Origin of the sequence: Thermocrispum municipale DSM 44069, from assembly GCF_000427825.1 — a bacterium.
In the GTDB taxonomy this organism is placed as follows: Bacteria; Actinomycetota; Actinomycetes; order Mycobacteriales; family Pseudonocardiaceae; genus Thermocrispum; species Thermocrispum municipale.
In genome coordinates, this window is the sequence record NZ_ATYT01000015.1 from 36,408 (window position 1) to 62,521 (window position 26,114).

A 26,114-nucleotide genomic window follows, 5' to 3' on the forward strand; every position below is an offset into this window, starting at 1 on the left:
TCATGGACGCACACACTGGGCTGCCGATCGTCGGCATGGTCGGCGGTGGGCAGCTGGCCAGGATGACCCACCAGGCGGCAATCGCTCTCGGGCAATCCCTGCACGTGCTGGCGGCGGGCGAGAACGACTCCGCCGGACTGGTCGCGGGCAAGGTGGTGCAGGGACACCACACCGATCTCGACGCGCTGATGTCGTTCGCCTCCGGCGTCGACGTGCTGACTTTCGATCACGAGCACGTGCCCAACGAACACCTGCGCCAGCTGGTCGACGCCGGTGTGGTCGTGCGCCCTGGCCCGGACGCGTTGCTGCACGCGCAGGACAAGCTCCGCATGCGCAGGCGACTTGCCGAGGCAGGCTGTCCGGTGCCGCCGTTCGCCGCCGTCGCCGACCCGGACGACGTGCGTCGCTTCGGTGAGCAGCACGGCTGGCCGGTGGTGCTCAAGGCCGCGCGCGGTGGCTACGACGGCCGTGGCGTGTGGATGCTCGACTCGCCGCAGGAGTCCGACGAGCTGGTCACCGAGCTGCTGGACGCGGGCACCCCGCTGCTGGTGGAGAAGAGGGTGGCCATGCGGCGCGAGTTGTCCGCGCTGGTCGCCCGCTCCCCGTTCGGTCAAGGTGCGGCGTGGCCGGTGGTGGAGACCGTCCAGCGCGACGGCATCAACACCGAGGTGCTCGCCCCCGCGCCGGGGCTGTCCGTCGACACCGCCCACGACGCCCAGGAACTCGCGCTGCGGATCGCCGAGGACCTCGGGGTGGTCGGCGTCCTGGCCGTCGAGCTGTTCGAGACCGACTCCGGTGTGCTGGTCAACGAGCTGGCGATGCGGCCGCACAACTCCGGCCACTGGACGATGGACGGCTCCAGCACGTCGCAGTTCGAACAGCACCTGCGCGCGGTGCTGGACTACCCGCTCGGGGCGACCGATCCGCTCGCCCCGGTCTGTGTCATGGCCAATGTGCTCGGTGCGCCCAAGTCGCCCGCGATGAGCCCGGACGAGCGGCTGCACCACCTTTTCGCCCGGTTCCCGACCGCACGGGTGCACCTGTACGGCAAGGAAGAGCGACCCGGTCGCAAGCTCGGACACGTGAACTTTCTCGGCGACGATCTCGAGACGCTGCGGGAGCGCGGTCGGCTCGCCGCGCACTGGCTGTCGCACGCCGTGTGGCTCGACGGCTACCAGATCCACTAAGGAGAACGCGTTATGCAGGCAGCTCAGCCGTCGGTCGGCGTGATCATGGGCAGCGACTCGGACTGGCCCGTGCTCAAGGCCGCAGGCGATGCGCTGGACGAGTTCGGCGTGGCCTACGAGGTCGGCGTGTACTCCGCGCACCGCACACCGCAGCGAATGCTCGACTACGCCGCGGGCGCCGCCGACCGCGGCCTCAAGGTGATCATCGCCGGGGCCGGAGGTGCGGCGCACCTGCCGGGGATGGTCGCCTCCGCCACCGTGCTGCCGGTGATCGGGGTGCCGGTCCCGCTGCGGCACCTGGACGGCTTGGACTCGCTGCTGTCGATCGTGCAGATGCCTGCCGGAGTTCCGGTCGCCACCGTCTCGGTCGGCGGGGCGCGCAACGCCGGGCTGCTCGCGGTGCGGATGTTGGCCGCATCGGACCCGGCGCTGCGCGAACGCATGGCGCAGTTCCAGCGCGACCTCGAGCAGTTGGTCCTGGACAAGGACGCCAAGCTGCGCGAGTCGCTCGGCTGACGCCTCAGCCGCCGTTGGACGGGCGGTATTCCGGCGCCGGGTAGCGGTTGGCGGACGTGCGCTGGGTCGGCACGGCGGCGACCGCGTCCAGCACGACCCGGCCCAGCTCGGCGCGAGCTTGCACCGCCGGGTGAGTCGCGCCGAAGTCTTCGTCGACCGCTTCGCCACCGGTGAACGTGCCCGAGGCGAACAGCGCGTAGGTGGCCTGGGGTACTCCGTCCTGGCTGAACCCGACGCCCGCCTCGTTGCGGCCGTCGGCGAACCAGCCCGCCTTGGTGGCCACCCGCAGCCGCTCCGGCGAGGTCAGTCGCAGGCGGAAGCCGTCGGTGAACGCGGTCAGCGAGCGCAGCACGGTGAGCAGGTACGTGGTGGACTCCTCGGACAGCAGCTCGCCGGCGACCAGCTTCTGCAGCAGCGTGTGCGTCTCCCGGGGCGTGGTCTTGCCGAGGAAGAACCGGTTCGGGTTCTCCACCGGGTCGACCTGGGTGTGCTCGAAGCCCTTGCTGCGCAGGATCTCGTTGAGTTCCCGCGCCGGGCACACCAGCCCGCACAGCCGCACGCACGTGTTGTCCGAGACGGTGAGCATGGTGGCCAGGGTGTGACCGAGGGTGACCGACGACGGGTAGGCGCCGTCCAACCCGAAGATGCCGTCGGTGTCGTCGACGACGATGTCCTCGGTGACCTCGACCCGTTGGTCGAGCGTGAGTTCGCCGCGGTCGATCTTGTCCAGCACGGCGACCGCGACCGGGATCTTGTTCACGCTGTAGGCCTCGACGACGCGGTCGGGTTCGGCGAGCACCACTTCGCGGACCGCGCCCCCTCGTTGAGGGAGATCATCGACGACCATGTGCCGCCTGCCGCCTCGGTGACCTTGGCGTAGGTGTTGGCGATCTTGTCCGCGGGTTCGGTGGAGTTCAGTGCGTCCGCCACCGCGAGGCCGGTCCCCAGCAGGGTGCCCCCTGCCAGCGTTCCGCCGAAGCCGAGAGCCTTGCGGCGGGTCATGGTGAACGTCATGAAGTCAACTCTCTGTGTCGATCAAGCGGGTGGCGAGCATGCTAGCGGTGAGGAGCTTCACGAATACTTCCTAGGACGTCCTACTAATCGGCCGATAGCCTTAGGGGGCGGCAACCCGCCGCGGGCCATGTTGGTGGCAACAGGAGGTTCAGGTGTCCGAGCTGTACCGGCTTGCCGAGGAGCACGAGGAATTGCGTGCCGCCGTGCGGTCGCTCGCGGAGAAGGAGATCGCGCCGTACGCGGCCGATGTCGACGAGCAGGAGCGCTACCCGACCGAGGCGCGCGATGCGCTGACCAAAGCGGGCTTCGCCGCGGTGCACATCCCGGAGGCCTACGGCGGCCAAGGGGCCGACGCGATCGCCACCGACATCGTGATCGAGGAGGTCGCGCGGGTGTGCGCGTCCTCGTCGCTGATCCCGGCGGTGAACAAGCTCGGCACCATGAACATCATCCTCGGCGGGTCCGAGGAGCTGAAGAAGAAGGTTCTCGGCGACGTCGCCGCGGGCTCGATGGCGTCGTACGCGCTGTCCGAGCGCGAGGCAGGCTCGGACCCCGCATCGATGCGCACGCGCGCGGTGAAGGACGGCAACACCTGGGTGCTCAACGGCACCAAGTGCTGGATCACCAACGCGGCCATGTCGGACTGGTTCACGGTCATGGCGGTGACCGATCCGGACGCTCCCAGCCCGGCCAGGGGCATCTCCGCGTTCGCGGTGCACAAGGACGACCCGGGCTTCGTGGTCGGCCCGAAGGAACGCAAGCTCGGCATCAAAGGGTCGCCGACGAACGAGATCTACTTCGAGAACTGCACGATCCCGGAGGACCGGATCATCGGTGAGCCGGGGCAGGGGTTGAAGCTGGCGTTCACCACGCTGGACCACACCCGGCACTCGATCGGCGCGCAGGCACTGGGCATCGCGCAGGGCGCGCTGGACGCGGCCGTGGCCTACGCCAAGGAGCGCAAGCAGTTCGGCAAGGCGATCGCCGACTTCCAGGCCATCCAGTTCATGCTCGCCGACATGGCGATGAAGGTGGAGGCGGCCAGGCACCTGGTGTACGCGGCGGCGGCCAAGGTCGAACGCGGCGAGCCGGATGCGTCGTTCGCCTCCAGCGCGGCCAAGACGTTCGCCTCGGACGCGGCGATGGAGATCACCACCGACGCGGTGCAGATCTTCGGCGGCGCGGGCTACACCCGGGACTTCCCGGTGGAGCGGATGATGCGCGACGCCAAGATCACGCAGATCTACGAGGGCACCAACCAGATCCAGCGGCTGGTGATGGCCCGCTCGCTGCTCAAGTAGGCAGCGCGCGGGCCCGCCGGGGCGCTACTCGGTGACCTCGGTGACCTTCGCGGAGATCTTGGCCGACGACGTCGGCACAGTGCCGAAGTGCTCCAGCTCGTACTTGTAGTACTCGCCGTTGGTCATCGTGAACGTGTTGGTGGCCTCGTTCTCCATCCCGGTGACCCGATAGGAGATTTCGGCTGTGCGCTCTTCGAAGTCGAGCGCACTGCCGACGTACTCGGGGATGATGCGGAAGGTCACGTTGCATCCGTAGGAGTCGAAGCATTCCTTCGACAGCACCTTCACGCTGAGCTTGAAGTCCTTCGGCGTGAACGGTACGACCTCGGGCTCCGGCTCGGGTTCGGCGCTGTAGTCGATCGGCGGAGCTGCCGCCTGAGGTCCGGATGCCGACGAGTTCGAAGTCGTCGAGGACGAATCAGCCGAGTCGCCCAGGCCGCGCACGAGCAGGCCGGTGACCAGCGCCGTGACCACGACGGACACGATGACGATGAAGATCACGACGTTGAGCGGCACGACGCGCCGCCGGGGCAGTGGCGTCGGCTGGGGGTAGGCAGGCGGCACGGGCAGGGTCATGGGAAGTCCTCGAGCGTGAGTGAATCCGAGCGGGATGCCGCTCGTCCTTCCCTGCATCGTGGGCCCGGCCTTGATCGTCACGCGTGATGCCGGATCGTGACCGTGCGCGTGACGCACGGCACCTGCGGTGATGTCAGCCGAGCAAATCCACGGTGGTGCGCTCGGTTTCCCGGCGGGAGTCGAGCTTCTCCGGGTTCGCGTCGGTGATCTGCACGACGGAGGCACCGGCGGCCAGTGGTGCCAGCAGCCCACGCAGCAGGCCGTCGGGCAGTGTCCAGTCGATCGTCGACAGCAGTCTGCTCTGCGGGTGCAAGCCCGTGTCGTCGGCGTGCTTGCGCGCCGCGGCAAGCACCCGCTCCGCGGTCAGATCTTCCAGCGCGGGGGAGTCGTCGGGTACGGATTCCATCGGAGTGAAGACATCCCCGCACACGCGAGACTCGGCCAGGTAGTCCAAAGCGGGCGCTGCCACACCACCCGGCACGCCGCGGCCGAGCGGGTCCAGGGCGACGACGGCCTGCGGAGCGGCGAAGTCGTGCTCGCCCGGCGGCACGAACACGACGCGGGCGTCCTGCGGATCGGTGACCACGTGGGCGCCGGCCCAGAAGGCGCCGAGCAGCACGCCTGCGGTCTGCCAGTGCGTCGGCAGCCGCACGCACACCGGGTCGCCGACCTCCACGTCGAACTCCTCGACCAGCCAATTGGCCGTCTTGGCCGCCCAGTTCGCCAGCGTCGCGCCGGACAGCTCGATGCGGGTCTGCGCCGCGTCGTCGTAGTGCGTCAGCAGCGGGCGGGCAGGGGAGGACGACAGTAGCGGGCCGAGCAGGGTCTCGGTGATGTTCACACTTGCACCCTAACCGGACGGGTGGGGCGCGGGGCGCGCCGCGCACGTTCGCGAACTGCGCCAGCTCGGGCGGTGGGGTGGCTGGGTGCGGCCGAGCCGCTGCCGAGGGTGGCGCCTAGTTGACGCAAGGCGCGCGGCCGCCGCGGATCGGGTCGTTGTCCTGCTGCTGAACGCCGAACGCCGCCCCCGGCGAACTGCCACCGCCGCTCGACCGATGACCGGCTTTCGGCTTGATCAGGTCGCGGATGAACTTCCGCACCTTGTTCGCGTCGACCACCACGATGCTCTGCTTGCCGTCCGGGCTGGTGCCCGCGATGTTCTCCACCGGGATGGTGACGAACTTGACCTGCCCGGACGACAGGCCGCGAGCCTTGCGGGCGAACTCCAGGATGTCCAGGTCCTCGTCGAGCACCACGGACCGCCGCACGGCATCCACCAGCTTCCGCAGCTTGCGGTTGTCGGTCAGCGTGTCGGTGGACAGCACCTTGTGCAGCGCGGATGCCAGGAACGTCTGCTGCCGGACGATCCGGTCCAGGTCGCCACGCGGCAGGTTCTTGCGTTGCCGCACGTACGACAGCGCCTCGCCGCCGCTGATCGTCTGCCGCCCCGCACGGAAGTTCGCGCCGGAGTCGGCATCCGACGTCGCCGCGGCCAAGCACACCTCGACACCGCCGAGGGCCTCGGTGAGCAGGTAGAACCCGAGCAGGCTGACCTCGGCGTAGTGGTCGATGCGCACCTTGGTGAAGTCCTGCACGGTCTGGATCAGCGCCTTGCGGCCGCGCTCGTCGGAGGCCCGCTCGATCTGTGCCCGGCTCATGCCGCCGCGCTGACGGAGCCGCGCGGCCTCGGCCACTTTCGCGGTGTTGAACGCCGAGTTGATCTTGGCTTTGCCGCCCGTCGGCACGTTCACCCAGCTGTCCCGCGGGATCGAGACCGCGCGCGGCGACCCGCCGTCCCGTGGGAAGCGCAAAATGATCAACGTGTCGGTGTTGACGCCGGTGGAGGCCTCGGTGCGCAGTTTGCGCAGCATCGCCGGTGAGAGCGGACGGCCCTGCGCGTCGGTGCGGCTGTCCGAGCCGACCAGCAGGATGTCCTCCGCGCCGTCATCGGTCGGTGGGGCGTTGGGGATGTCCTCCAGCGACGGGCTGCTGGTGACGCCCTCGCGGAAATCGTCCACTTTCAGGTACGTGTAGCCCGCCGCCACGATGGTGGCGACGGACAAGACGGCGATCACCAGGTTCCACGCCCGCCTCACCATCGATTTCATCAGGCAATAGTGAACCAGGCCGAACGCGATCGTGTGGAGCTATCCCTAGACTGTCGCGCGGTTGGAGGTATGCATGCGGGTGGTCGTCACAGGCGGTGCCGGGTTCATCGGCTCGCACTACGTACGTCAGGCGCTCAGCGGCGCCTACGAGTCCTTGGCCGATGCGCGGATCGTGGTGCTGGACAAGCTCACCTACGCGGGCAACGAGGAGAACCTCGCGCCGGTGGCCGACTCCGAACGGCTGGAGTTCGTGCGCGGTGACATCCGCGACGGCGAGCTGGTCCGCCGGGTGCTGCGTGGCGCGGACGCCGTGGTGCACTTCGCTGCGGAGTCCCACGTCGACCGCTCGATCGACGGCGCCGCGGAGTTCGTCTCCACCAACGTGCTGGGCACTCAGACACTGCTGCAAGCAGCGCTGGAGGCCGAGGTCGGCCGGTTCGTGCACGTCTCCACCGACGAGGTGTACGGCTCCATCGAGCAGGGCTCGTGGCCGGAGGACCACCCGCTCGAGCCGAACTCGCCGTACTCGGCGTCCAAGGCGTCGTCCGACCTGCTGGCCCGCGCCTACCACCGCACGCACGGCTTGCCGGTGTGCATCACCCGCTGCTCGAACAACTACGGGCCGTACCAATACCCGGAAAAGGTCATCCCGTTGTTCGTGACCAACCTGCTCAACGGCAAGCCGGTGCCGCTGTACGGCGACGGCGGCAACGTGCGCGACTGGTTGCATGTCGACGACCACTGCCGGGGAATCCAGCTGGTGCTCGACGGCGGCCGCCCCGGCGAGGTCTACAACATCGGCGGCGGGACCGAGCTGAGCAACAAGCAGCTGACCGGCCTGCTGCTGGAGGCTGTCGGTGCCGACTGGGACATGGTGGAATACGTGACCGACCGCAAGGGTCACGACCGCCGCTACTCGGTCGACATCAGCAAGATCAGCTCGGAGTTGGGGTATCGTCCCGCGGTGCCGTTCACCGAAGGACTGGCCACCACCGTGCGCTGGTACGTCGACAACCGAAGCTGGTGGGAACCGTTGCGCAAACGTGCAGGGCTGGACGGATGAAGGCGACCGCATGCAGGCACTGACGCTGCTGGTCCCGGGCGGAACCGGGCAACTGGGACAAGAGCTGGACAAGCAAGCGCGGCAAGCGGGCGCCGAGGTGCTCGCCCCTGGCAGCGCCCAACTCGACGTCACCAGCGCGAGCCAGGTCGTGTCCGCCGTGCGCGAGCTGGCCGAGCGGGCCCGCCGACGCCAGGCTCGACCGCTGGTGATCAACGCGGCCGCTTACACCGCGGTCGATGCCGCCGAGACGGCCGAGCGCAAGGCTTTCGCGGTCAACGCAGACGGCCCGAGGCTGCTGGCCGCGGCGTGCACATCGGCTCAGGTGCCGCTGGTGCACGTGTCGACCGACTACGTCTTCTCCGGCGAGACCGACCGGCCGTACGAGCCGGACGACCCGTTGTCCCCGCGTAGCGCCTACGGCCGCACCAAGGCGGCAGGCGAGGTCGCGGTGATGAACTCCGGTGCCGACGCCTGGGTCGTGCGCACTGCCTGGGTCTACGGCGTCGGCGGCTCGAACTTCGTGCACACCATCGCCCGGCTGGAGCGCGAGAAGGAAACCATCCGCGTGGTCGACGACCAGCACGGGTCACCGACGTCGGCGAAGGCGCTGGCGCGCGGGTTGCTGCAACTCGGCGAGCGCATCGTCACCGGAGAGGGCCCGCCGCAGCGGACGTTGCACTGCACGTGCCAAGGCAGCACCACGTGGTTCGGCTTCGCCCGGGCGATCTTCGAGGAGCTGGGCGCCGATCCGGAGCGGGTGCAGCCGTGCTCGACGGAGGATTTCCCGCGTCCCGCACCCCGGCCGGCGCGCTCGGTGCTCTCGCCGAAGTCGTGGCTGGACGCCGGTCTCGACCCGCTGCCCGAGTGGCGTGAGGCGTTGGCCGCGTACGTGCGCGAGCACGGCGACGCGATCCGCGAGTAGTCAGCCGACGGCCTTGCGGTAGGCCTGCACGGTCAGCTCGGCGCACCTTCGCCAGGTGTACGTCGCGGCGTGGGCCCGGCGCGCCACCGACGCTTCGGGCGAGTGCGAGTCGGACACTGCCGTGTTCATCGCCGCGATCAAGGCGTCCACGTCCCCGTACGGCACCAGCTCGGCATGCCCGCCGGACACTTCCCGCAGCGCGGGGACGTCGGTGCAGACGACCGGGACGTCGCACGCCATTGCCTCCAACACCGGCAGCCCGAAACCTTCGTCGCGCGACGGCAGCACCAACGCGCTCGCCCCGGCCATGACACTGCGCAGGTCGACGTCGGAGATGTACCCGGCGTGCTGTGAGCGCGGCGACGACTCGAACACGCCAGGGCCGATGTAGACCAGCGGCGGCAACCCGGGGTCGGCCTGGTGCGCCTTGGACAGCCAGCGCAGCCCCTTGCGTGGGCCCGCGGCGCCGACGAACAGCAGGTACTTCGGGGGCAGCGACAAGCGCCGGCGCAGCTGCTCGCCGGGTGGGCGCGCGGTGAACCACGACGGGTCGACGCCCAGCGGGGTCACCACGATCTTGTCCCGGGCGACCTCGAGGCGTTCGGCGACCTGGTCGGCGACGGCCGCGGTCGGCGTGCAGATCGCCTTGGCGCGGCGTGCGCTGACCCGCACCAGCTGCGGCAGGTCGCTTTCGCCTGCGGATTCGGGTCGGTCGAGGAACGCGAGGTCGTGGATGGTCACCACACCGGCGGCGCGCAACGTGCCGGGCAGGACGAAGTTCGTCCCGTGCACCACATCGGCAGGGCCGGCGAACAGCTCGACCGGTGGGAAGCGGCTCCGCTTCCACGCCGCGCGCAGCGCACGGGCAGGCACCGGCATCCCTGCGGCGGTGACGCCGTGCGGCAGCACCCGCCGCAGCTTCCGCCAACCGCGCAGCGTGAACGCCACGCCGCGCGAGCGCACCTCGGGCATCGAGGCCAGCTCTTCGGACAACGAGACGGTGTAGCGTCCGACGCCGGTGCGTTCACCGAGCAAGGGGGTGCCGTCGAACAAGACCCGCAGCGGGGTCGCTTCCGGCTCGGACGCGGGCTGTGCCGACCTAGCCACGTCTGATGACCTTACGCAGCCGTCCGGCCACTCGTCGGCCGAGTTCGGTGACTCCGCCCGCGGCGAGGTACTCGCGGGCCAGTGCGACGTCGCGGCGGATGCGCTCGCGGCCGCGCGGCTTCGGTTCGACGGTCAGATCGGCCGAGCCGGGCAGCCGGTCGGCGGCCGGGCGCGGGTCGCGGCAGAACTCCACCAGCGGCCGCAGCGCCTCCGGCCAGGTGTACCGCTGCGCCACCGCGGCCATCCGCTCGGTGCAGCCTGCGGCGAACTCCGCGTCGTACAGGCACTTCTCCAACGCCTCGGCCAGCGCATGGGGGTCCTCCGGCGGGACCACCACACCGAGCCCCTCGGCTCGCACCAGGTCGGCGAACGCGTCACCGTCCGTGGTGACGATCGGCAGCCCGGCCCACAGGTAGTCCAGCACTCGGGTGCGGAACGCGAACGTGGTCTCCACGTGCTGGTAGTGCGTGGTGACGCCGCAGTTGGCGTCCAGCAGCCAGTTCTGCCGCTCCGCGTACGGCACCCACTGCTGGTTGAAGAACACGTGCTTGCCGGTGAGCCCGAGCTCGTCGGCCAGTCGCACGCTGCGGGCCGCGATGGACATCTCGCCGACCTCGGGGTTGGGGTGCTTCATGCCGAGGAAGACCAGCCGCACGTCGCCGCGCCGCTCGCGCAGCCGGTCGACCGCCCGGATCAGCGTCAGCGGATCGAACCAGCTGTAGACACCGCCCGCCCAGATGATCACGTGGTCGGTGTCGGAGATTCCGTCGATGGTGGCGCGCAGTCCGGGCCCGGTTCGTCGCGGCGGCTGCTCCGGCAGCCCGAACGGCACCACGGCCAGCAACGACTGGGTCGTCGGGTCGGCGTCGTAGAGCCGCGGCGTGAGCCTGCCGATCGCCGCGAGATGGCCGAGCCACAAATGCCGCTGACGCTCGGAGGCGCACAGGAAGAAGTCGCCGCGCTCCAGTTGCGCGTCCAGCACCCTGGTCACCCCGGCGACGTCGGCCGCCCGCCGGTCGTCCGGGGTGTCCTTGGACTGTTCGAGCAGCTCGAGGTGCATCGGGTCGTACAGGTCGCAGACCACGATCTTGCCGTTGTGCCGCTCCTTGAGCGCCGGGGCCATCTCCAGCACGTGGCCCTGCAGCACCACGATCTCGGCCCACGCGATCGGCTCGGCGAGGTCGCGGTGCCGGGCTTCGGCGACGGTGAATTCGGTGGCGGGGAGCTCGTCGAGTGCGTTCGCCGGATTGACCGTGACCAGCCGGACGTCGTGCTCGGCGGAGAGGATGCGCGCGATGTTCCACGCCCGGATCGCCGGCCCGGCCATCCGCCCGGAGATCGCGTCGCCGGTGATGACCAGCACCTTGCGGCGGTGACCGAACGCGCCGGCGATGCCGAAGACCTCGGTCAGGATGTCGTGCGCGGCGAGATAACGCGGAAGTGGGTAGGCGGGCTCGAGCGCCTTGCGCAGCAGCGGCAGCAGGTCGGCGTCGGAGCGGGTCCGGCTCGCCTGCACCCGCTCACGCTCCCGCTGCAGCTCGGGCAGCTGCTCGACGAACTGGTCGATGGCCAGCACCCCGGCGAGCGTGGTGCGGGGGATCGGCACCGGGGAGGTCTCCGGCGGCGTGACCCCCGCGGCGAGATCGAGCTGCGTGGCGTCCAGTTCGCCCCGAGCCGTCGCACGCCGCACGGCCAGCGCGAGCGCCGCGGGCAGGGCACGAGCCAGCGTCTCGTCCGACAGGTTCTTGTAGAGCGCAGCCAACGCGTTGCGCTCGAGCAGGAACGTCTCCCTGCCGGACTCCGGCTTGTCCAGCGCGTTCATCGTGCCGTGGTGCTCGTGGTAGGCCACCGACGCCGGCTCGTAGCACACTCTCCAGCCCAGCAGGTTCAACCGCCAGCCGAGGTCCACGTCCTCGTAGAACATGAACATCCGCTCGTCGAAGCCGCCGACCTCGGCGAACACCGACGCGCGCACGAACATCGCCGATCCGGTCGCGAACAGCACGTCCTTGGCCTGGTCGAGCTCCTCGGCGGGCACTTCGGCCACCGGGCGTCCGGCGTGTCGCTTGTAGCCCATGCCGAACCAGGTCAGCCCGGCGTCGACGAAGTCGACGTGGGTGCCGTCGGAATCGAGCACCTTGCTGGCCACGGCGGCCACGGTCGGCTCGGCCTTGAGCACGTCGACGGCGGCACGAGCCCAATTCCGGTCCGGCCGCGCGTCGTTGTTCAGAAACGCCAGCACGCTGCCCTTGGCGTGTCGCGCGCCGAGGTTGCAGCCGCCCGCGAAGCCCCGGTTGACCTCCGAACGCACCACCCGCACCCCGGGCAGCTGCTTGGCCGCCGCGGTGAGCTGGTCGGCGTCCGTGCCGCCGGAGGCGTTGTCCACGCAGATGACTTCGAGCTCGGGGTAGTCCAGGTCGGCGGTGATCCGCTCGAGGCAGTGCAGGGTGTCGGCCGCGCGGCGGAAATTGACCACGACGACCGAGAGCAGCGGATCGGCCTGCGCCACGAAGGCTCCCTTCTCGCCCGGATGGTGCCCCGAAGATTAGCCGGAGCTCACTCCGTGGCGGACGCCCGGACCCTGCTGAAGTCCGACTCGGTCTGCCGCCAGGCCGCGGCGGCTTGTCCGTCCCCGTTGACGGCCAGCGCGACGCTCCACATGTGACTTTCCGCGGCCACCGTGTCGGGCCCGGACCACACGCCTGCCGGAGGCCGGACCATCGCCTCGACCCGGTCATCGGCGCTGTCGGAGCGTGCGTTGACCAGCCACACCACGTGCGCGTTGCGCTCGTCGTCGATGCCGACCTGGGGGCTGGCGCCTGCCGCGGTCAGTTCCTGCGGCGCGCTCCACGTGCCGCCTGTCGTGCGCGTCGCCGCCGCGACCGCGGACGCCGTGGAGTCGAGGTTGATCTGCCACACGGCGACCGCGTTGCCTTCGGCGTCCAGCGCGACCTCGGGCTTCACCGCATTGCGCGCCAGGTCGGACAACGACTGCGCGGCCGTCCAGCTACCGGTTCCGGTGCGCTGCGCGGCCTGCACCACCCGCCGCGAACTGCGCAAGACCCACAGCACTTGCGCGTTGCCGTTGTCGTCCACCGCGACCGCGGGTTCCTCGCCGTGCCGATCGGACCGGGACAACGTCGCGGCGGACTCCCACGACCCGTTCGGTGTGGCGCGGGCGGCTTTCACTCGGTCGATGCCCTCGCCGTCGGCGTCCTTCCACGTCGCGTAGGCCACCCCCGTCGTGGCCATGGCGATGTCGTGCTGCCTGCCCGACGCCGAGACGGCCTGCGGCGTGGCCCAGGTGGTGTCCCCGGCGTTGAGCCGCGACGTGCGCAGGCCGTTGCGCTGGTGCCACATCACGATGGCGTCGCCGCCTGCGTTGCCCGCCAGCCTCGGCCTGCTGACCCCGCCGGCGGCCGACACCGCCTTCGCCGCGTTCCACGAGCCGCCCGCCCCCAGCGTGGCGGCCATGATCCGGCGGCTGTCGGTCGGCGACGCCGCCGCATCCTCCACCCATGCCGCCACCACGGCTCCGTTGTCGGACGCCACCACCTGAGGCTCCGCCGCATGGCGCTCGCTGTTGGACAATGTCACAGCTGAGGACCACGACCCGCCGGGCGAGCGGCGTGCCGCTTTGATCACGTCGACGTCGTTCGTGCGGCGTTCCGCCCACACCACGGTCGCCGTCCCGGAGCCGTCGATGGCGACCTGCTGTTGGCCGGCCACCCCTTCCGGTGCGGACACCGTGGCCGCCGGCGTCCACGACGCGGCGTGTGCGGGCCACGCGATCACGGTTGTCGCGGTGACCGCCGCCGCCACCACGGCCAGTCTTCGTGCGATGCGGGTGCGCGTCATCGGCTATCCCTTTCCGGCCGCCGGGTTGTGGCGGCCTCCGCCCTCGGATCGTCCCGCCGGTGTCGGTTGTGCCGCCCCGGCGGAACAGCGTCCCTGGTGCTCAGCGTCAGCGGCCGACCCACGTGCGCCACACGCGGCGACGCGTGGCTGCCTTGACTCCGGCCAGCGATCGTCGGGCACGCAGCGCGGTCGGCAGCATACGAAGCGTCTCGCCGAGCACTCGTAGACGCAACGAGATACGGAAGTTCGGGGTTCGGGGTGCCGTGCGGAACGGCAGCAGCGCGGTGATGACGGCGAAGCGGATCAGCTCGGTGATCGCGACACCGGCGGGCGCGCACCGCGCCAGCATCAGCAGGCGGTTGCGCTCGTTCCAGCGGTGGAAATCCCGCGACCCGATGTTCGTGCTGGCGCCATGGGCGTGCACCACGACGGCCTGCGGGACGGACACCACACGCCACCCGGCCAGGCGCAGCCGCCACGACGTGTCGGTGTCTTCGTAGTAGCAGAAGAACTCCGCGGGGACGCCGCCGACTTTGCGCAGACTGCTGGTGCGAACCACGGCAGCGCCGCCGCAGAAACCGAAGACGTCGGTGGACACCGCGCGGGTGAGGTCCCGGCCGTAACCGAGCGGGGTGAGGGCTACACCCACGGACTGGGTGCGGCCCGCGCTGTCGACCAGGCGGGCGCTGGCCGCGGCCACGTTCTGCTCGGCATCCAGGGCGTGCTCCATGCGCGCCAGCCAATCCGGCGCGGGGGCGGCGTCGTCGTTGAGCCACGCCATGTAGCGAGTTCGTACCCGGGGGAGCGCAGCGGCGAGCGCACCCGCGTACCCGGTGTTGCGCTCCAGACGCAGCACTTCTGGCTTGCTCGGATGCTGCGCGACCACGTCGGCCGTGCCGTCGTCGGAGGCGTTGTCGACCACCAGGATCCGGTGCTTGCGTTCTTGCGCGGACAACGCGTCCAGGCATGCGCCGATGTGGGCAGCCCCGCGCCAGGTCACGACCACCACGGTGGTTGACGCTTCGGTGTCCGCCACGATCACCGAGAATAGGCGCATGCCCCAGCTGCTGGTGATCGCGGAGCAACTGTTCGCCCCCGTCCCGGGCGGCACGGGCCGCTACACCGAGCAGCTGGTGCCCGCGCTGGTGGCGACCGCGCCGAGGTCGTGGTCCGTGGGCACCGTGGTGTGCCGCCACTCGGATGTCGAGCGGGCACGCTTCGACGGTGCGCACGGGCCCAGGGTGCTTCCGCTACCACGGCGAGCGATGACCCTGCTGTGGCAATACGGCGTGCGGTACTGGCCCGGCGATGCTGCAGCTGTGCACGCGCCGACCCCGTTCGCGCCGCCGTTCAAACCCCGTGATGCCCGGTTGACCGTGACGGTCCACGACACCGTGCCGTGGACCCACCCGGAGACACTCACGCCGCGCGGAGTGCGCTGGCACAAGGCGACCATTGCGCGGGCGATGCACGTCGCGGACGCCGTCGTGGTCCCGACTCAGGCCGTGGCGGACGACTTGGCGACATGCGTGAACGGGCCGGCTCGCGTGGAAGTGATTCCGCACGCCGCCGCGGAGCTGTTCACCGACCCGCGCGTGGACGAAGCCCGGCCGCCGGGCCTCCCCGAGCAGTTTCTGCTGGCAGTCGGCACCCTCGAGCCGCGCAAAGGCATCGACGTGCTGATTTCCGCGTTGGGGCGGCTGCACCGCACGGGTGCGGAGCCGCCGCCGCTGCTGCTGGCCGGGCCGCAGGGTTGGGGCGGGCTGGACCCGGTCGCGCTCGCCGAGCGCACCGGCCTGCCCAGTGGCGCGGTTCGGCAACTCGGCGCGATCGGCGACGACGAGCTGGCCGCGACGGTGCGGGCCGCGACGGCGGTGGTCGTCCCGAGCAGGGCGGAAGGTTTCGGACTTCCCGTGCTGGAGGCGATGGCCTGCGGAACACCCGTGGTGCACTCGGACGTCCCTGCGCTGGTGGAGGTCGCGGCCGGCGCGGGCGAGGTCGTGCCCGTCGGTGACGACACCGCGCTCGCCGAGACGCTCGGCAGGCTGCTGGGTGACCAGCGGCGACGGGCGGTGCTCGCGGAAGCGGGACGGCGGCGGGCCGCGGAGTTCTCGTGGCAGCGGACGGCCGAGTCGTTGTGGAAGTTGCACACCGAGCAAGCCGGATTTGCCGGTTCCTGACCACCGGCGCCGACGGTCGTCGTAGTCTTCGGATCATGCTCGCCGAGCCCAGGGTGCTCATCGACGCGACGGCCGTGCCCGCCGATCGCGGCGGCGTCGGCCGCTACGTCGATGCGCTGATCGCTGCCCTGGACGCCGACGGCGCGTCCCTCGTGGTGGTCTGCCAGCAGCGGGACGAGCATGTCTACGGCGAGATCGCGCCGCACTCCGACGTGGTCGCCGCGCCGCAGACGATCGCCCGGCCGCCGGCCCGGTTGGCCTGGGAGCAGGTCGGCTTCCCGCGGCTGATCGACAAGCTCGGCGTCGACGTCGTGCACAGCCCGCACTACACGATGCCGCTGGCGGGCAAGGCGGCGTCGGTGGTGACGCTGCACGACGCGACGTTCTTCACCGAGCCGGTGCTGCACTCGGCGGTCAAGGTGCGATTCTTCCGTTCCTGGACCCGCTTGTCGCTGCGCAGGGCCGACCGCTGTGTGGTTCCCAGTGAGGCGACCGCTCGCGAGCTGACCGCGGTGGCCTCGGCCGATCCCGAGCGTCTCAGCGTGATCCCGCACGGCGTCGACACCGACAGCTTCCACCCGCCGTCGCCGGAGGAGATCGCGGAGGCGAGAGCGGCGGCTGGCCTGGGCGAGCAGCCGTACGTGGCTTTCCTGGGTGCGCTCGAGCCGCGCAAGAACGTGCCCGCGTTGATCCGCGGGTTCGTGCAGGCGGTCCGCGACCGGGCGGATCCGCCCGCGTTGGCGTTGGCAGGCCCACCGGGCTGGGACGACCGGATCGGCAAGGCCATGGCCACCGTGCCGCCGCACGTCCGGGTCGTGCGCGCCGGGTACCTGCCGTACCGGTGCCTCGCCGGCTACCTCGGCGGGGCGGAGCTGGTGGTGTACCCCAGCCTCGGGGAAGGGTTCGGGCTGCCCGTGCTGGAGGCGATGGCCTGCGGCGCCTGTGTGCTGACCACGCGACGGCTGGCCCTGCCGGAGGTCGGCGGAGACGCGGTGGCGTACTGCGGCGTGGGGGCAGGCGACGTGGCGGCGGCGCTCGGTGAGCTGCTCGACGACCCGGGCAAGCGAGCCGAACTGGGTGCGGCAGCCGTGTTGCGTGCGAAAGAGTTCAGTTGGCGAGCGAGCGCGCAGCGGCATCGGGAGATCTACCAGCGGGCCGCGCGGGCCCGGTCGGGAAGCAGATGAGGCCGCCGAGGACAATGTCGCGCGTGACAGCCAGAACCCGCTACGGCGATCGGGTCGCCGTGGTCACGGTGACCTACACGTCTGGCGAGGTCTTGGAGCGCTTTCTGGACACGCTGGTGAAGGCGTCGTCGCGCGAGGTGACCGTGGTCCTTGCGGACAACGGGTCCGCCGACGGAGCACCGCAGCGGGCCGCGCGCGAGCGGGAGAACGTGCGAGTGCTGCCCACCGGCGGCAATCTCGGCTACGGCACGGCGGCCAACCGGGGCGTGGCAGAACTGGACTCCTCGTACGGGTGGGTGGTCATCGCCAACCCGGACCTGGAATGGGAGCCGGGTTCGCTCGACCTGCTGCTCGAGGCCGCGGAGCGTTGGCCGCAGGGCGGTGCGTTCGGCCCGCTGATCCGGGAGGCGGACGGGTCGATCTACCCGAGCGCGCGGAGCCTGCCGTCGTTGATTCGCGGCGCCGGGCACGCCGTGTTCGCCGACATCTGGCCGAACAACCCGTGGACCAGGGCCTACCTGCAGACCGGCCGTGAACCGCGGGAACGCGCCGCCGGATGGCTGTCCGGGTCGTGCCTGTTGCTGCGGCGGCAGGCGTTCGAGGACGTCGACGGCTTCGACGAGCGCTACTTCATGTACTTCGAGGACGTCGACCTCGGCGAGCGGCTCGGCCGGGCAGGCTGGCTGAACGTCTACGTGCCCAGCGCACAGGTGATGCACATTCACGGGCACGCGACCTCGCGGGAGACCGCGGCGATGCTCGCCGCCCACCACGACAGCGCATACCGCTACCTCGCCGGACGCTATTCACGCCCGTGGAGCAAGCCGTTACTGTGGTTGCTGCGGCTCGGGCTCGCGCTGCGGCTGCGGGTCGCCATGCGCAAGCGCACCGGCCACCGCGCGGCCGATCAGCCTTCCAGCCGCTGAGCCAGGTTGTTGGTCCGCCGCCGCTGGGTGGTCGTCGGCAGCAGGTCGTCGGTGTGCTCCTCCACGACGATCTCTTCCTCGCCGTCCTCGGTCTGCTCCGCGCCGCCCGGCATGACCTGCTGGGTCGGCGTCGGCTCGGCCAGGTAGTCGTCGTCCTGCTCGCGGATCTCCTCGTCGGACAGGATCGTCGTGGCGTCCGGGTCCACCATCGCCGCTTCCGCCCCGCGCACCACTTCGCGCGGGATCTGCTGGGTATTGGCGGCGTCCATCGGAGAAATCGCACTTTCCGGCGTCACGACGTACGCGCCACGCTCCTGTGCCCGCTTGAGCAACGCATCTGCCCTAGCGAGAGGATCCATCCCCGACCTCCCTGCTCGGTGGGCGCCCGAGTGGTGAGGTGGTGCGCCCGTGCACTGTGTCCAAGGGTAGGCCGGACAGGTGATCTCCGTCAGGAAATCACGCCGAGACCGGCCAGGTGTCGCCCATTTGGTGCTCGTGCAAACGCTTCGGCCACATTGTGTCAGGATCGCTGGCATGAGTGAGGATCCCCCAGCCGCGCTGGACGCCACGCCGGACCCGGGAGCGGACGCCGTCGTGCTGGTCGGAGGGAAGGGCACCCGGCTGCGGCCGCTGACCCTGTCCACGCCGAAACCGATGCTGCCGACCGCGGGCGTGCCGTTCCTGTCGCATCTGCTGTCCCGCATCCGCGCCGCAGGCATCCGGCACGTCGTGCTGGGCACGTCGTACCGGGCCGAGGTGTTCTCCGAGTACTTCGGCGACGGGTCCCGGCTGGGGCTGGAGCTGGAGTACGTGGTGGAGTCCGAGCCGTTGGACACCGCGGGCGCCATCCGCAACGTCGCGCACCTGCTGCGCGCCGACGACGTGCTGGTCTTCAACGGCGACATCCTGTCCGCCGCGAACCCGCTCGATCTGCTGGCGACCCATCGCGACACGGGAGCCGACGTCACGTTGCACCTGGTCAAGGTGGACGACCCGAGCCGGTTCGGGTCCGTCCCGACCGATGCCGACGGACGCGTGACGGCGTTTCTGGAGAAGACGCCGAATCCGCCGACGGACCAGATCAACGCGGGGTGCTACGTGTTCCGGAGGTCCGTGATCGAGGAGATCCCGGCGGGCAGACCGGTGTCGGTGGAACGAGAGACGTTCCCGCAGCTGCTGGCGTCCGGCAGGCACCTGCAGGCGCACGTGGATTCGTCGTACTGGCTCGATGTGGGCACGCCCGCCGCGTTCGTGCGGGGTTCGGCGGACCTGGTGCGGGGCGTCGCGCCGAGCGGCATGCTGACCGACGGTCCGGCCGACCGGCTGGTGCACCCCACCGCCACGGTCGATCCCGCGGCGACCGTCGACGGCGGGTCGACGGTCGGGGCCGACGCGGTGGTGGCCTCCGGTGCCCGGATCACGTCGTCCGTGCTGGCCGACGGTGTCCGGGTCGCCGAGGACGCCGTCGTCGTGGACTCGGTGCTGGGCACCGGCGCCGTCGTCGGGCCGCGGACCGAGCTGCGCGGCGTGGTGTTGGGCGACGGTGTGCGCGTCGGGGCCGACTGCGAGCTGCTCGACGGGGTCCGGATCTGGCCGGGCGTCGAGCTGCCCGACGGGGGCGTGCGGTTCTCCGCAGGCTAGTCCTGCTCCAGCGCCGCCTGCACGATCTTGAGGGCTTCCTTGCGGCTGAGGCCCAGGCTGTCGGTGACGTCGACGTACTCGGCGGCGGCCTCGGCTGCCCGTGCCCGGGTCGTGTCACCTTGCGCGCTGACGAACGTGCCCGCACGGCCGCGGGTGTCCAGCAGCCCGGCGGCTTCCAGCTCGCGGTAGGCGCGGGCCACGGTGTTCGGCGCGATGCCCAGCTCAGCGGCCAGCGCGCGCACGGTGGGCAGCTTGGTGCCGACCGGCAGCCGTCCGTCGTTGATCCGGGCCGCCAGGCCGTTGCGGACCTGCTCGAACGGTGGAACCGAGGAACTCGGGTCGATCCGCAGACGCACCGTCATCCGACCGCTCCCACCGTGCGGTGTGCGGCCCGCACCGCCGCCATCAGCGGCACGAGGTCCTCGCTGCCCTCCGGCAGGGCGTCGACCGGCCACCAGCGCAAATCGTCCGACTCGTCGCTGCACACCGGCTGCGCGCCTACCGGGGCCCACGCGACGAACCGCACGTCCAGGTGGCGCGTCGGCACGCCGAGTGAACAGGTGATGGGGTGGACGTCGAGGTGAACCGGCTCGGGGGCGAACCGCAGGCCGGCGATCCCGGACTCCTCGGCGGCCTCGCGGGCCGCGGCCGCATTCAGTGACTCGTCGTCCGGTTCGCAATGACCGCCGAGCTGCAGCCACCGCCCGACGCGCGGATGCAGCGTGAGCAGCACGTTGCTGCCGTCGTGGTCGAGCACCACCGCCGAGGCCGTGAGGTGCCCGGGCGCGCACGAGCGAGCGCAGGCGTCCGTGCGGGCGGCCAGGAACGACAAGTAGGCCTGGCGCAGCGACTCCTGCTCGTGTGTCGGCGGGCGCCATGACGCGAGCAGGTCGGCAGCGGCGGCGTGCAAGCTCACAGTTCGATCAGCCCTTCGTCCACCGGGTGCGGCGGCCGTGGCTGCGTCAGGTCTCCGGCTTCGGGAGCAGGCCTGCCGACCGCCACGGCACCGAGCGGATACCAGCCGTCGTCCAGCCTGAGCACCTCCCGGGCCGTGGGCGCCGCGAAGATCGTCGAACCGACCCAGCACGACCCGAGGCCTTCGGCCGCCAGCGCCACCAGCAGCGCCTGCACCGCAGCGCCCCCGGCCACGGTGAACATGGTGTGCTCGCAGGCGGCCCGCCGCTGGTCCGGGTACTTGTGCGCCCCGTCAGGCACCAGGAACGGCACGATCAGTTCGGGCGCCCGGCGCAGCAGGTCACCGCGGGCCAGCCGTTTCTCGATCTGCTGCGGTGTGAACCCGTCGCCTTCCAAGTCCGATCGCCACACCTCACGCATGGCATCGAGCAGCCTGGTGCGCCGCTCGGCGTCACGCAGCCACAGAAACCGCACGGGCTTGGTGTGATGCGGCGCCGGCGCGGTCAACGCCGCTCCGACGGCGCGACGCACCGCCTCCGAGTCGACCGGCTCGTCGCTGAACGCCCGCACCGAACGCCGCACCAGCACGGCTTGCCTGCGCCCCTCCGCAAGAGCCTCGGCCGTCCCGAGGCGGAACAAGTCCTCCTCGGCCGGGCGGATCAGATCCCGGGCGGACGAGCCGTCGTCGACGATCTGCAGCCCACGCACCACGGCCACCGGCACGCCGCGCAGCTTGCCCTTGACCAGATCCGCCGCCGCGGCCAGCTCGTCGGCCACGGCGACTTCGGTGACGGCGAGCTCGTTGCCGTGCGAATCCACTTCGCCCGCGTAGGAGTGCAGCACGCGCAGCCCGGACGACCCGATCGCGGTGTCGGTCTGGCCGATCCGCCAGGCACGGCCCATCGTGTCCGTCACCAGCACGGCCACTTCCACGCCCAGCCGCTCGCGCAGACCGTTGCGCAGCGCCTTCGCCGAGGCGTCCGGGTCCTCCGGCAGGACGGCGATCTCGCCCTTGTCAACGTTGGAGGCGTCCACGCCGGAGGCTGCCTGCACGATGCCGAGCTTGTTCTCGGTGATCTGGGTCTGCCGGAACGTGGCCAGCACGCGGCGGGATTCCTCGGTGACCAGCCGTCGGCGTACCACCTCGCGCTCGTCGGCGTCGCCGTAGACTCGGTGCACCATGCCCTCCACCTTCGAGATGACCTTGCTGGTCACCACGACGATGTCGCCGGATCGCAGCCAGGGCGCCGCGTGCGCGATCGCGCCGGTCAAGTCGTCGCCCGGACGGAACTCCGGCAGCCCGGTGACCGGCAGGATCTCCACCTTCTCCGCGGCGTGGTCGCTCATGGCCGTACTCCCGCGAGCTCGAACGCCGCGCGCACCATGGCCGCGGTGGCGTCCGGGTCGGACATGATGAGCGGAATGTCGCGGACCTCGACCCCGGGCACGTCGGCCCGCTCGCCCTCGGCGATCAGCCAACCGTCGAGCAGGCCTTCGTCCTTGCGGGAGCCGTAGTGCTGTCCGACGGCCTCCGCGGTGCTGTCCACACCGATCGCGGCCAGGCACGCGTCGGCCATCCCGCGCAGCGGGCGTCCGCCGACGATGGGCGAGACGCCGACGACCGGTGCGGACGCCGCGCGCACCGCCTGCTTCAACCCGGGCACGGACAACACCGAACCGATCGACACCACCGGGTTCGACGGCGCCAGCAGGATGATGTCGGCCTCGGCGATGGCCTCCAGCACGCCCGGCCCCGGCTTCGCCTCCTCGGCGCCGACCGGGACGAACGCGTGCGCGGGCAGCTTGGCCCGATGGCGCACCCACCACTCCTGGAAGTGGATCGCGCGCCGCTCGCCGGACTGCGCCAGGTCGACCACCACGTGCGTCTCCACCCGGTCGTCGCTCATCGGCAGCAGCGCGACGCCCGGCTTCCACCGGTCACACAGCGCCTCGGTGATCGCCGACAGCGGATAGCCCGCACGCAGCATCCGCGAGCGGATCAGGTGGGTGGCGATGTCCTTGTCGCCGAGGCCGAACCAGTCCGGGTCCGCCCCGTAGGCCTTCAGTTCCTCCGACACCGTCCACGTCTCGTTCGCATGGCCCCAGCCGCGCTCGGTGTCGATACCGCCGCCCAGGGTGTACATGCAGGTGTCCAGGTCCGGGCAGATACGTAAACCGTGCAGCCAGATGTCGTCCCCGGTGTTCACCACCGCGCTGACCTGGTGTTTTGTCTCCGATTCCGCTGCGCCGACGGGCGGCAGCCCGAGCGCCGCCTTCACCCCGAGCAGGAAACGCGCTCCGCCGACGCCGCCGACGATGACTGTGACCTTCACTCTGCCGATCCTTGCACGGGTGACGCCGTCCGTGGCGACCAGCGTGCGATCGGCCCTGACAGCGGCCCCAGCGTGAGTACGGTGGCGGTATGAGCCTGTTCCGCAAGGACGACCGGGTCAACGAGGACCTGGTGGACGAGATCTCCGACAGCTTCAACCGGGCCATGCAACGCAAGCAGCGGCGTGAGGAGGCTCACGAAGCGGAGGAGAAGAAGGCCACGCCGCGTTTCCTGGTCACGGGTGATCAACGTGACACCCGCGGCCGACCTGGGTAAACAGCCTGGGCCCAGGGCGGGTAAAGCCGACCACCTACCGCACCGGCACGGCGGTCGGCGTAATCTGCCGCTAACCCGGACGTGCCGCACTCCGCAGTGACTCAAGGAGAGCCCAGTGACCTACGTGATCGCCGAGCCCTGCGTCGACGTGCTCGACAAGGCGTGCATCGACGAGTGCCCCGTGGACTGCATCTACGAGGGCGAGCGGATGCTCTACATCCATCCGGACGAATGCGTCGACTGTGGTGCTTGTGAGCCGGTCTGTCCGGTCGAGGCCATCTACTACGAGGACGACGTGCCCGACGAGTGGGCGGCCTACACCCAGGCCAACGTGGACTTCTTCGAGAAGCTGGGGTCGCCTGGCGGCGCGGCGAAGGTCGGCAAGGTGGCCGACGACCCGCAGTGGATCAAGGACCTGCCGCCGCAGGGCGAGTGACCCCGGCTGCGTGGGCCGAATGGTGAGCCGCTCCGCGCCGAGTCTGCCCGACTTCCCGTGGGACAAGCTGCGCCCGTATCGCGACAAGGCGGCGCAGCATCCCGACGGGGTGGTCGACCTGGCCATCGGGACCCCGATCGATCCGGTCCCGGCCGGTGTCCAGGCCGCACTGTCCTCGGTGGCCGAGATCCCCGGCTACCCGTACACCTACGGCACGGCTGAGCTGCGTCAGACCGTGGTCGAGGCGCTGGCCAGGCGGCACGGCGTCACCGGCGTCGATCCGGCCGCGGTGCTACCTACCATCGGTTCGAAGGAACTCGTCGCGTGGCTGCCCACGTTGCTGGGTGTCCGCCGGGACGACGTGGTCGTCATCCCCGAGCTGGCCTACCCCACCTACGAGGTCGGGGCGGTGCTGGCCGGCGCGAAGGTGCAGCGGTCGGACAGCCTGTTCGGCATCGGGCCGCAGCGTCCCGCGGTGCTGTGGCTGAACTCCCCGGCGAACCCGACCGGGCGCGTGCTCGGGGTGGATCATCTGCGCAAGGTCGTCGAATGGGCGCGCGAGCGCGGCACCGTCGTGGTCTCCGACGAGTGCTATCTGGCGCTGGGCTGGGAGGCCGAGCCGTTGTCGATCTTGCACCCGGACGTCTGCGGTGGCTCGCACGAAGGGCTGCTGGCCGTGCACTCGCTGTCGAAGTCGGCGAACATGGCCAGCTATCGCGCCGGGTTCGTGGTCGGCGACGCCGAGCTGGTGCGTGACCTGCACGAGCTGCGCAGGCACGCGGGAATGATCGTGCCACGGTCGGTGCAAGAGGCGATGAAGGTCGCGCTCACCGACGACGAGTCGCTGCGTACCCAGCGGGAGCGCTACGCCAAGCGGCGCGAGGTGCTGCGATCGGCGCTGCTGGCCAACGACTTCTCGATCGACCACTCCGAGGCGGGTCTGTACCTGTGGGCGACCCGAGGCGAGGACACGTGGGAAACGGTCGACTGGCTGGCCGAGCGCGGCATCGTGGTCGCTCCGGGCACGTTCTACGGTCCCCGCGGCAAGCATCACGTGCGGATTTCGTTGACGGTCACCGACGAAGGCGCGCAGACAGCCGCAGCCCGGCTGGCCGCGTAAGGCGGGCGCGGCGGCTACCGCGCCCGCCGGCGCAGGTCAGTCGTTGGCGTGCAGGGCCTCGTTCAGCTCGATGCTCGCACCTTCGCGACGAACCACCTCGACCGCGCCGGTCTCGGAGTTGCGCCGGAACAGCACACCGGAGATGCCGGACAACTCACGCGCCTTCAGCGTCGTGCCGTTGACGTTCACCTTGGTGCCCGCGGTGACGTACAGGCCGGCCTCCACCACGGTGTCGTCACCGAGCGAGATGCCGATGCCCGCGTTGGCGCCGAGCAGGCAGCGCTCGCCGACGGAGATGACCTCCTTGCCACCGCCGGACAGCGTGCCCATGATCGACGCGCCACCGCCGACATCGGAGCCGTCGCCGACGACCACACCGGCGGAGATCCGGCCCTCGACCATGGAAGCGCCCAGCGTCCCGGCGTTGTAGTTGACGAAACCCTCGTGCATCACCGTGGTGCCGGGGGCGAGGTAGGCGCCCAGCCGCACGCGGTCGGCGTCGGCGATCCGGACGCCGGTCGGGACGACGTAGTCGACCATGCGCGGGAACTTGTCCACGCCGTAGACGGTCACCGGTCCGCGGGCGCGCAGCCGCATGCGCGTGGCCTCGAAGCCCTCCACCGGGCACGGGCCGAAGTTGGTCCACACGACGTTGCTGAGCAGACCGAACACGCCGTCGAGGTTCTGCCCATGCGGCTGGACCAGGCGGTGCGACAGCAGGTGCAGCCGCAGGTAGACGTCGTGCGCGTCGGCAGGTGGCTCGTCCAGTTTGCCGATGGTGGTGCGCACAGCGACGACCTCGACGCCTCGGTCGGTGTCCGGACCCAGCAGGCCTGCGACCGACGAGCCCAGCGCGCTCTCTGCCTCCTCGGCCGACAGGCGCTGCGTTCCGGACTCCTCGGACGCGTCCACCAGCTTCGGCTGGACGTACCAGGTGTCCAGCACCGTGCCGTCGGTGGTCACCGTGGCGATGCCGACGCCGGTGGCGCCGGTGGTCTGCGGGTCGGGCGGCAGCTGGGTCACTGAACGATCTCCTCGAGCTCGGCTTCCACATCCTTGACGGCCTGCGCGATCGTCTCCAACGCGCGGTAGCAGGCCGAGACGGACTTCGGGCGCTGATTGTCGCAGCCGCCCTGGTTGTAGTCGCGCACCGCGCGGGTCATCTCGCGTCCTGGATCACGCAGCCCCTCGTGGTTGATCCGGCCCGCCGTGGACACCGTGCGGGCCGCATTGGCGATCTGCGTGATGTACTTCTCGCACTTGCGCGGCGCCTGGTCGCGCGGCCGGGTGTGGCAGGTGTCCACCGCGAGCGCGCGCACCTTGAGCTGCAACGATTGCAGGTCGACGGGCTCTTCTTCTGCGCTCTGTTCGCCACACCCGGCGAGTACGAACCCCAGCGCCACGGCGCAGGCCAGCAGACGTCCAACGGGCTTCACAGCCCCAACCGTAGCC

At 70.6% G+C, this 26,114-nt stretch carries 28 protein-coding genes; 12 read left to right on the forward strand and 16 right to left on the reverse strand.

Annotation, left to right across the window (positions count from 1 at the left end; all coding sequences use genetic code 11):
- The first annotated feature begins 2 nt into the window (after positions 1-2).
- Entirely contained in the window at positions 3-1,187 is a 1,185-nt protein-coding gene (locus YWM_RS0113500; RefSeq protein ID WP_028851177.1) for a 5-(carboxyamino)imidazole ribonucleotide synthase, read from the forward strand.
- Positions 1,188-1,199: 12 nt separating this feature from the next.
- Positions 1,200-1,703, forward strand: a complete 504-nt coding sequence (gene purE / locus YWM_RS0113505; RefSeq protein ID WP_028851178.1) for a 5-(carboxyamino)imidazole ribonucleotide mutase — start codon at positions 1,200-1,202, stop codon at positions 1,701-1,703.
- Positions 1,704-1,707: 4 nt separating this feature from the next.
- Here the strand turns inward: purE and YWM_RS23610 are convergent, their stop codons facing one another.
- Together YWM_RS23610 and YWM_RS26895 are read right to left on the reverse strand one after the other, a co-directional pair.
- Positions 1,708-2,505, reverse strand: a complete 798-nt coding sequence (locus YWM_RS23610) for a serine hydrolase (protein ID WP_245566034.1) — start codon at positions 2,503-2,505, stop codon at positions 1,708-1,710.
- On the reverse strand, positions 2,460-2,717 hold the full coding sequence (locus YWM_RS26895) for a hypothetical protein (protein ID WP_245566035.1): 258 nt from the start codon (positions 2,715-2,717) through the stop codon (positions 2,460-2,462). Before YWM_RS26895 ends, YWM_RS23610 begins: the two co-directional genes overlap by 46 nt.
- 152 nt (positions 2,718-2,869) lie before the next feature.
- On the opposite strand from YWM_RS26895, the gene YWM_RS0113515 reads away from it, so the two are divergent.
- Complete coding sequence (locus tag YWM_RS0113515; protein WP_043661037.1) at positions 2,870-4,018, forward strand: acyl-CoA dehydrogenase family protein; 1,149 nt, start codon at positions 2,870-2,872, stop codon at positions 4,016-4,018.
- A 24-nt stretch (positions 4,019-4,042) separates the two neighbouring features.
- On the opposite strand, the gene YWM_RS0113520 is transcribed toward YWM_RS0113515, so the two are convergent.
- From YWM_RS0113520 to YWM_RS23615, 3 genes are all read right to left on the reverse strand, one after another.
- Positions 4,043-4,594 carry a hypothetical protein gene (locus YWM_RS0113520; protein WP_028851180.1) on the reverse strand — a complete coding sequence of 184 codons (552 nt, stop codon included), beginning with the start codon at positions 4,592-4,594 and terminating at the stop codon, positions 4,043-4,045.
- A 133-nt stretch (positions 4,595-4,727) separates the two neighbouring features.
- A complete protein-coding gene (locus YWM_RS0113525; RefSeq protein ID WP_028851181.1) occupies positions 4,728-5,435 on the reverse strand; it encodes a TIGR03089 family protein in 708 nt (235 codons plus the stop codon).
- A gap of 115 nt (positions 5,436-5,550) precedes the next feature.
- A complete protein-coding gene (locus YWM_RS23615) occupies positions 5,551-6,702 on the reverse strand; it encodes an LCP family protein (protein WP_052344877.1) in 1,152 nt (383 codons plus the stop codon).
- Between the two features lie 73 nt (positions 6,703-6,775).
- On the opposite strand from YWM_RS23615, the gene rfbB reads away from it, so the two are divergent.
- Together rfbB and rfbD are read left to right on the forward strand one after the other, a co-directional pair.
- Complete coding sequence (gene rfbB, locus YWM_RS0113535; RefSeq protein ID WP_028851182.1) at positions 6,776-7,765, forward strand: dTDP-glucose 4,6-dehydratase; 990 nt, start codon at positions 6,776-6,778, stop codon at positions 7,763-7,765.
- A 10-nt stretch (positions 7,766-7,775) separates the two neighbouring features.
- Positions 7,776-8,687, forward strand: a complete 912-nt coding sequence (gene rfbD, locus YWM_RS0113540; RefSeq protein WP_028851183.1) for a dTDP-4-dehydrorhamnose reductase — start codon at positions 7,776-7,778, stop codon at positions 8,685-8,687.
- On the opposite strand, the gene YWM_RS0113545 is transcribed toward rfbD, so the two are convergent.
- The 4 genes from YWM_RS0113545 to YWM_RS0113560 form a co-directional block, all read right to left on the reverse strand.
- Complete coding sequence (locus tag YWM_RS0113545) at positions 8,688-9,794, reverse strand: glycosyltransferase family 4 protein (RefSeq protein WP_245566036.1); 1,107 nt, start codon at positions 9,792-9,794, stop codon at positions 8,688-8,690.
- Complete coding sequence (locus tag YWM_RS0113550; protein WP_028851185.1) at positions 9,787-12,303, reverse strand: glycosyltransferase; 2,517 nt, start codon at positions 12,301-12,303, stop codon at positions 9,787-9,789. Before YWM_RS0113550 ends, YWM_RS0113545 begins: the two co-directional genes overlap by 8 nt.
- A 47-nt stretch (positions 12,304-12,350) precedes the next feature.
- Complete coding sequence (locus tag YWM_RS0113555; RefSeq protein WP_028851186.1) at positions 12,351-13,652, reverse strand: hypothetical protein; 1,302 nt, start codon at positions 13,650-13,652, stop codon at positions 12,351-12,353.
- A gap of 106 nt (positions 13,653-13,758) precedes the next feature.
- Positions 13,759-14,709, reverse strand: a complete 951-nt coding sequence (locus YWM_RS0113560) for a glycosyltransferase family 2 protein (protein WP_052344878.1) — start codon at positions 14,707-14,709, stop codon at positions 13,759-13,761.
- Here YWM_RS0113560 and YWM_RS0113565 point away from each other — a divergent pair.
- The 3 genes from YWM_RS0113565 to YWM_RS23620 are packed head-to-tail and all read left to right on the forward strand — an operon-like array spanning position 14,708 to position 17,942.
- Positions 14,708-15,832, forward strand: a complete 1,125-nt coding sequence (locus YWM_RS0113565; RefSeq protein WP_028851188.1) for a glycosyltransferase family 4 protein — start codon at positions 14,708-14,710, stop codon at positions 15,830-15,832. The genes YWM_RS0113560 and YWM_RS0113565 overlap by 2 nt on opposite strands.
- Before the next feature lie 35 nt (positions 15,833-15,867).
- Positions 15,868-17,016 carry a glycosyltransferase family 4 protein gene (locus tag YWM_RS0113570; protein ID WP_156914773.1) on the forward strand — a complete coding sequence of 383 codons (1,149 nt, stop codon included), beginning with the start codon at positions 15,868-15,870 and terminating at the stop codon, positions 17,014-17,016.
- Between the two features lie 14 nt (positions 17,017-17,030).
- Positions 17,031-17,942, forward strand: coding sequence for a glycosyltransferase family 2 protein (locus YWM_RS23620; RefSeq protein WP_052344879.1), 912 nt, complete (start codon positions 17,031-17,033; stop codon positions 17,940-17,942).
- On the opposite strand, the gene YWM_RS0113580 is transcribed toward YWM_RS23620, so the two are convergent.
- A complete protein-coding gene (locus YWM_RS0113580) occupies positions 17,924-18,301 on the reverse strand; it encodes a hypothetical protein (RefSeq protein WP_028851190.1) in 378 nt (125 codons plus the stop codon). The two genes, YWM_RS23620 and YWM_RS0113580, sit on opposite strands and share 19 nt — an antisense overlap.
- 175 nt (positions 18,302-18,476) lie before the next feature.
- Here YWM_RS0113580 and manB point away from each other — a divergent pair, with 175 nt between their 5' ends.
- Complete coding sequence (manB, locus tag YWM_RS0113585) at positions 18,477-19,583, forward strand: mannose-1-phosphate guanylyltransferase (protein WP_052344881.1); 1,107 nt, start codon at positions 18,477-18,479, stop codon at positions 19,581-19,583.
- Here manB and YWM_RS0113590 read toward each other — a convergent pair.
- Genes YWM_RS0113590 through cofD form a run of 4 tightly spaced genes read right to left on the reverse strand, consistent with a single transcriptional unit; the run spans position 19,580 to position 22,831 of the window.
- Entirely contained in the window at positions 19,580-19,945 is a 366-nt protein-coding gene (locus YWM_RS0113590) for a GntR family transcriptional regulator (protein ID WP_425426553.1), read from the reverse strand. The two genes, manB and YWM_RS0113590, sit on opposite strands and share 4 nt — an antisense overlap.
- Positions 19,942-20,499 carry an NUDIX hydrolase gene (locus YWM_RS0113595; protein ID WP_028851193.1) on the reverse strand — a complete coding sequence of 186 codons (558 nt, stop codon included), beginning with the start codon at positions 20,497-20,499 and terminating at the stop codon, positions 19,942-19,944. Before YWM_RS0113595 ends, YWM_RS0113590 begins: the two co-directional genes overlap by 4 nt.
- Positions 20,496-21,845 carry a coenzyme F420-0:L-glutamate ligase gene (locus YWM_RS0113600; protein ID WP_028851194.1) on the reverse strand — a complete coding sequence of 450 codons (1,350 nt, stop codon included), beginning with the start codon at positions 21,843-21,845 and terminating at the stop codon, positions 20,496-20,498. Before YWM_RS0113600 ends, YWM_RS0113595 begins: the two co-directional genes overlap by 4 nt.
- Positions 21,842-22,831 carry a 2-phospho-L-lactate transferase gene (gene cofD, locus YWM_RS0113605; RefSeq protein WP_028851195.1) on the reverse strand — a complete coding sequence of 330 codons (990 nt, stop codon included), beginning with the start codon at positions 22,829-22,831 and terminating at the stop codon, positions 21,842-21,844. Before cofD ends, YWM_RS0113600 begins: the two co-directional genes overlap by 4 nt.
- 89 nt (positions 22,832-22,920) lie before the next feature.
- On the opposite strand from cofD, the gene YWM_RS0113610 reads away from it, so the two are divergent.
- From YWM_RS0113610 to dapC, 3 genes are all read left to right on the forward strand, one after another.
- On the forward strand, positions 22,921-23,106 hold the full coding sequence (locus tag YWM_RS0113610; RefSeq protein WP_028851196.1) for a hypothetical protein: 186 nt from the start codon (positions 22,921-22,923) through the stop codon (positions 23,104-23,106).
- 115 nt (positions 23,107-23,221) lie between these two features.
- A complete protein-coding gene (gene fdxA / locus YWM_RS0113615; protein ID WP_028851197.1) occupies positions 23,222-23,542 on the forward strand; it encodes a ferredoxin in 321 nt (106 codons plus the stop codon).
- 19 nt (positions 23,543-23,561) lie between these two features.
- On the forward strand, positions 23,562-24,662 hold the full coding sequence (dapC, locus tag YWM_RS0113620) for a succinyldiaminopimelate transaminase (RefSeq protein WP_043661040.1): 1,101 nt from the start codon (positions 23,562-23,564) through the stop codon (positions 24,660-24,662).
- Positions 24,663-24,698: 36 nt separating this feature from the next.
- On the opposite strand, the gene dapD is transcribed toward dapC, so the two are convergent.
- Both dapD and YWM_RS0113630 read right to left on the reverse strand, forming a co-directional pair.
- Positions 24,699-25,685, reverse strand: a complete 987-nt coding sequence (gene dapD / locus YWM_RS0113625) for a 2,3,4,5-tetrahydropyridine-2,6-dicarboxylate N-succinyltransferase (RefSeq protein WP_028851199.1) — start codon at positions 25,683-25,685, stop codon at positions 24,699-24,701.
- The gene (locus YWM_RS0113630) at positions 25,682-26,098 is read right to left on the reverse strand and encodes a hypothetical protein (protein ID WP_156914774.1); all 417 of its coding nucleotides are present in this window, start codon (positions 26,096-26,098) and stop codon (positions 25,682-25,684) included. Before YWM_RS0113630 ends, dapD begins: the two co-directional genes overlap by 4 nt.
- Between the last annotated feature and the right edge of the window lie 16 nt (positions 26,099-26,114).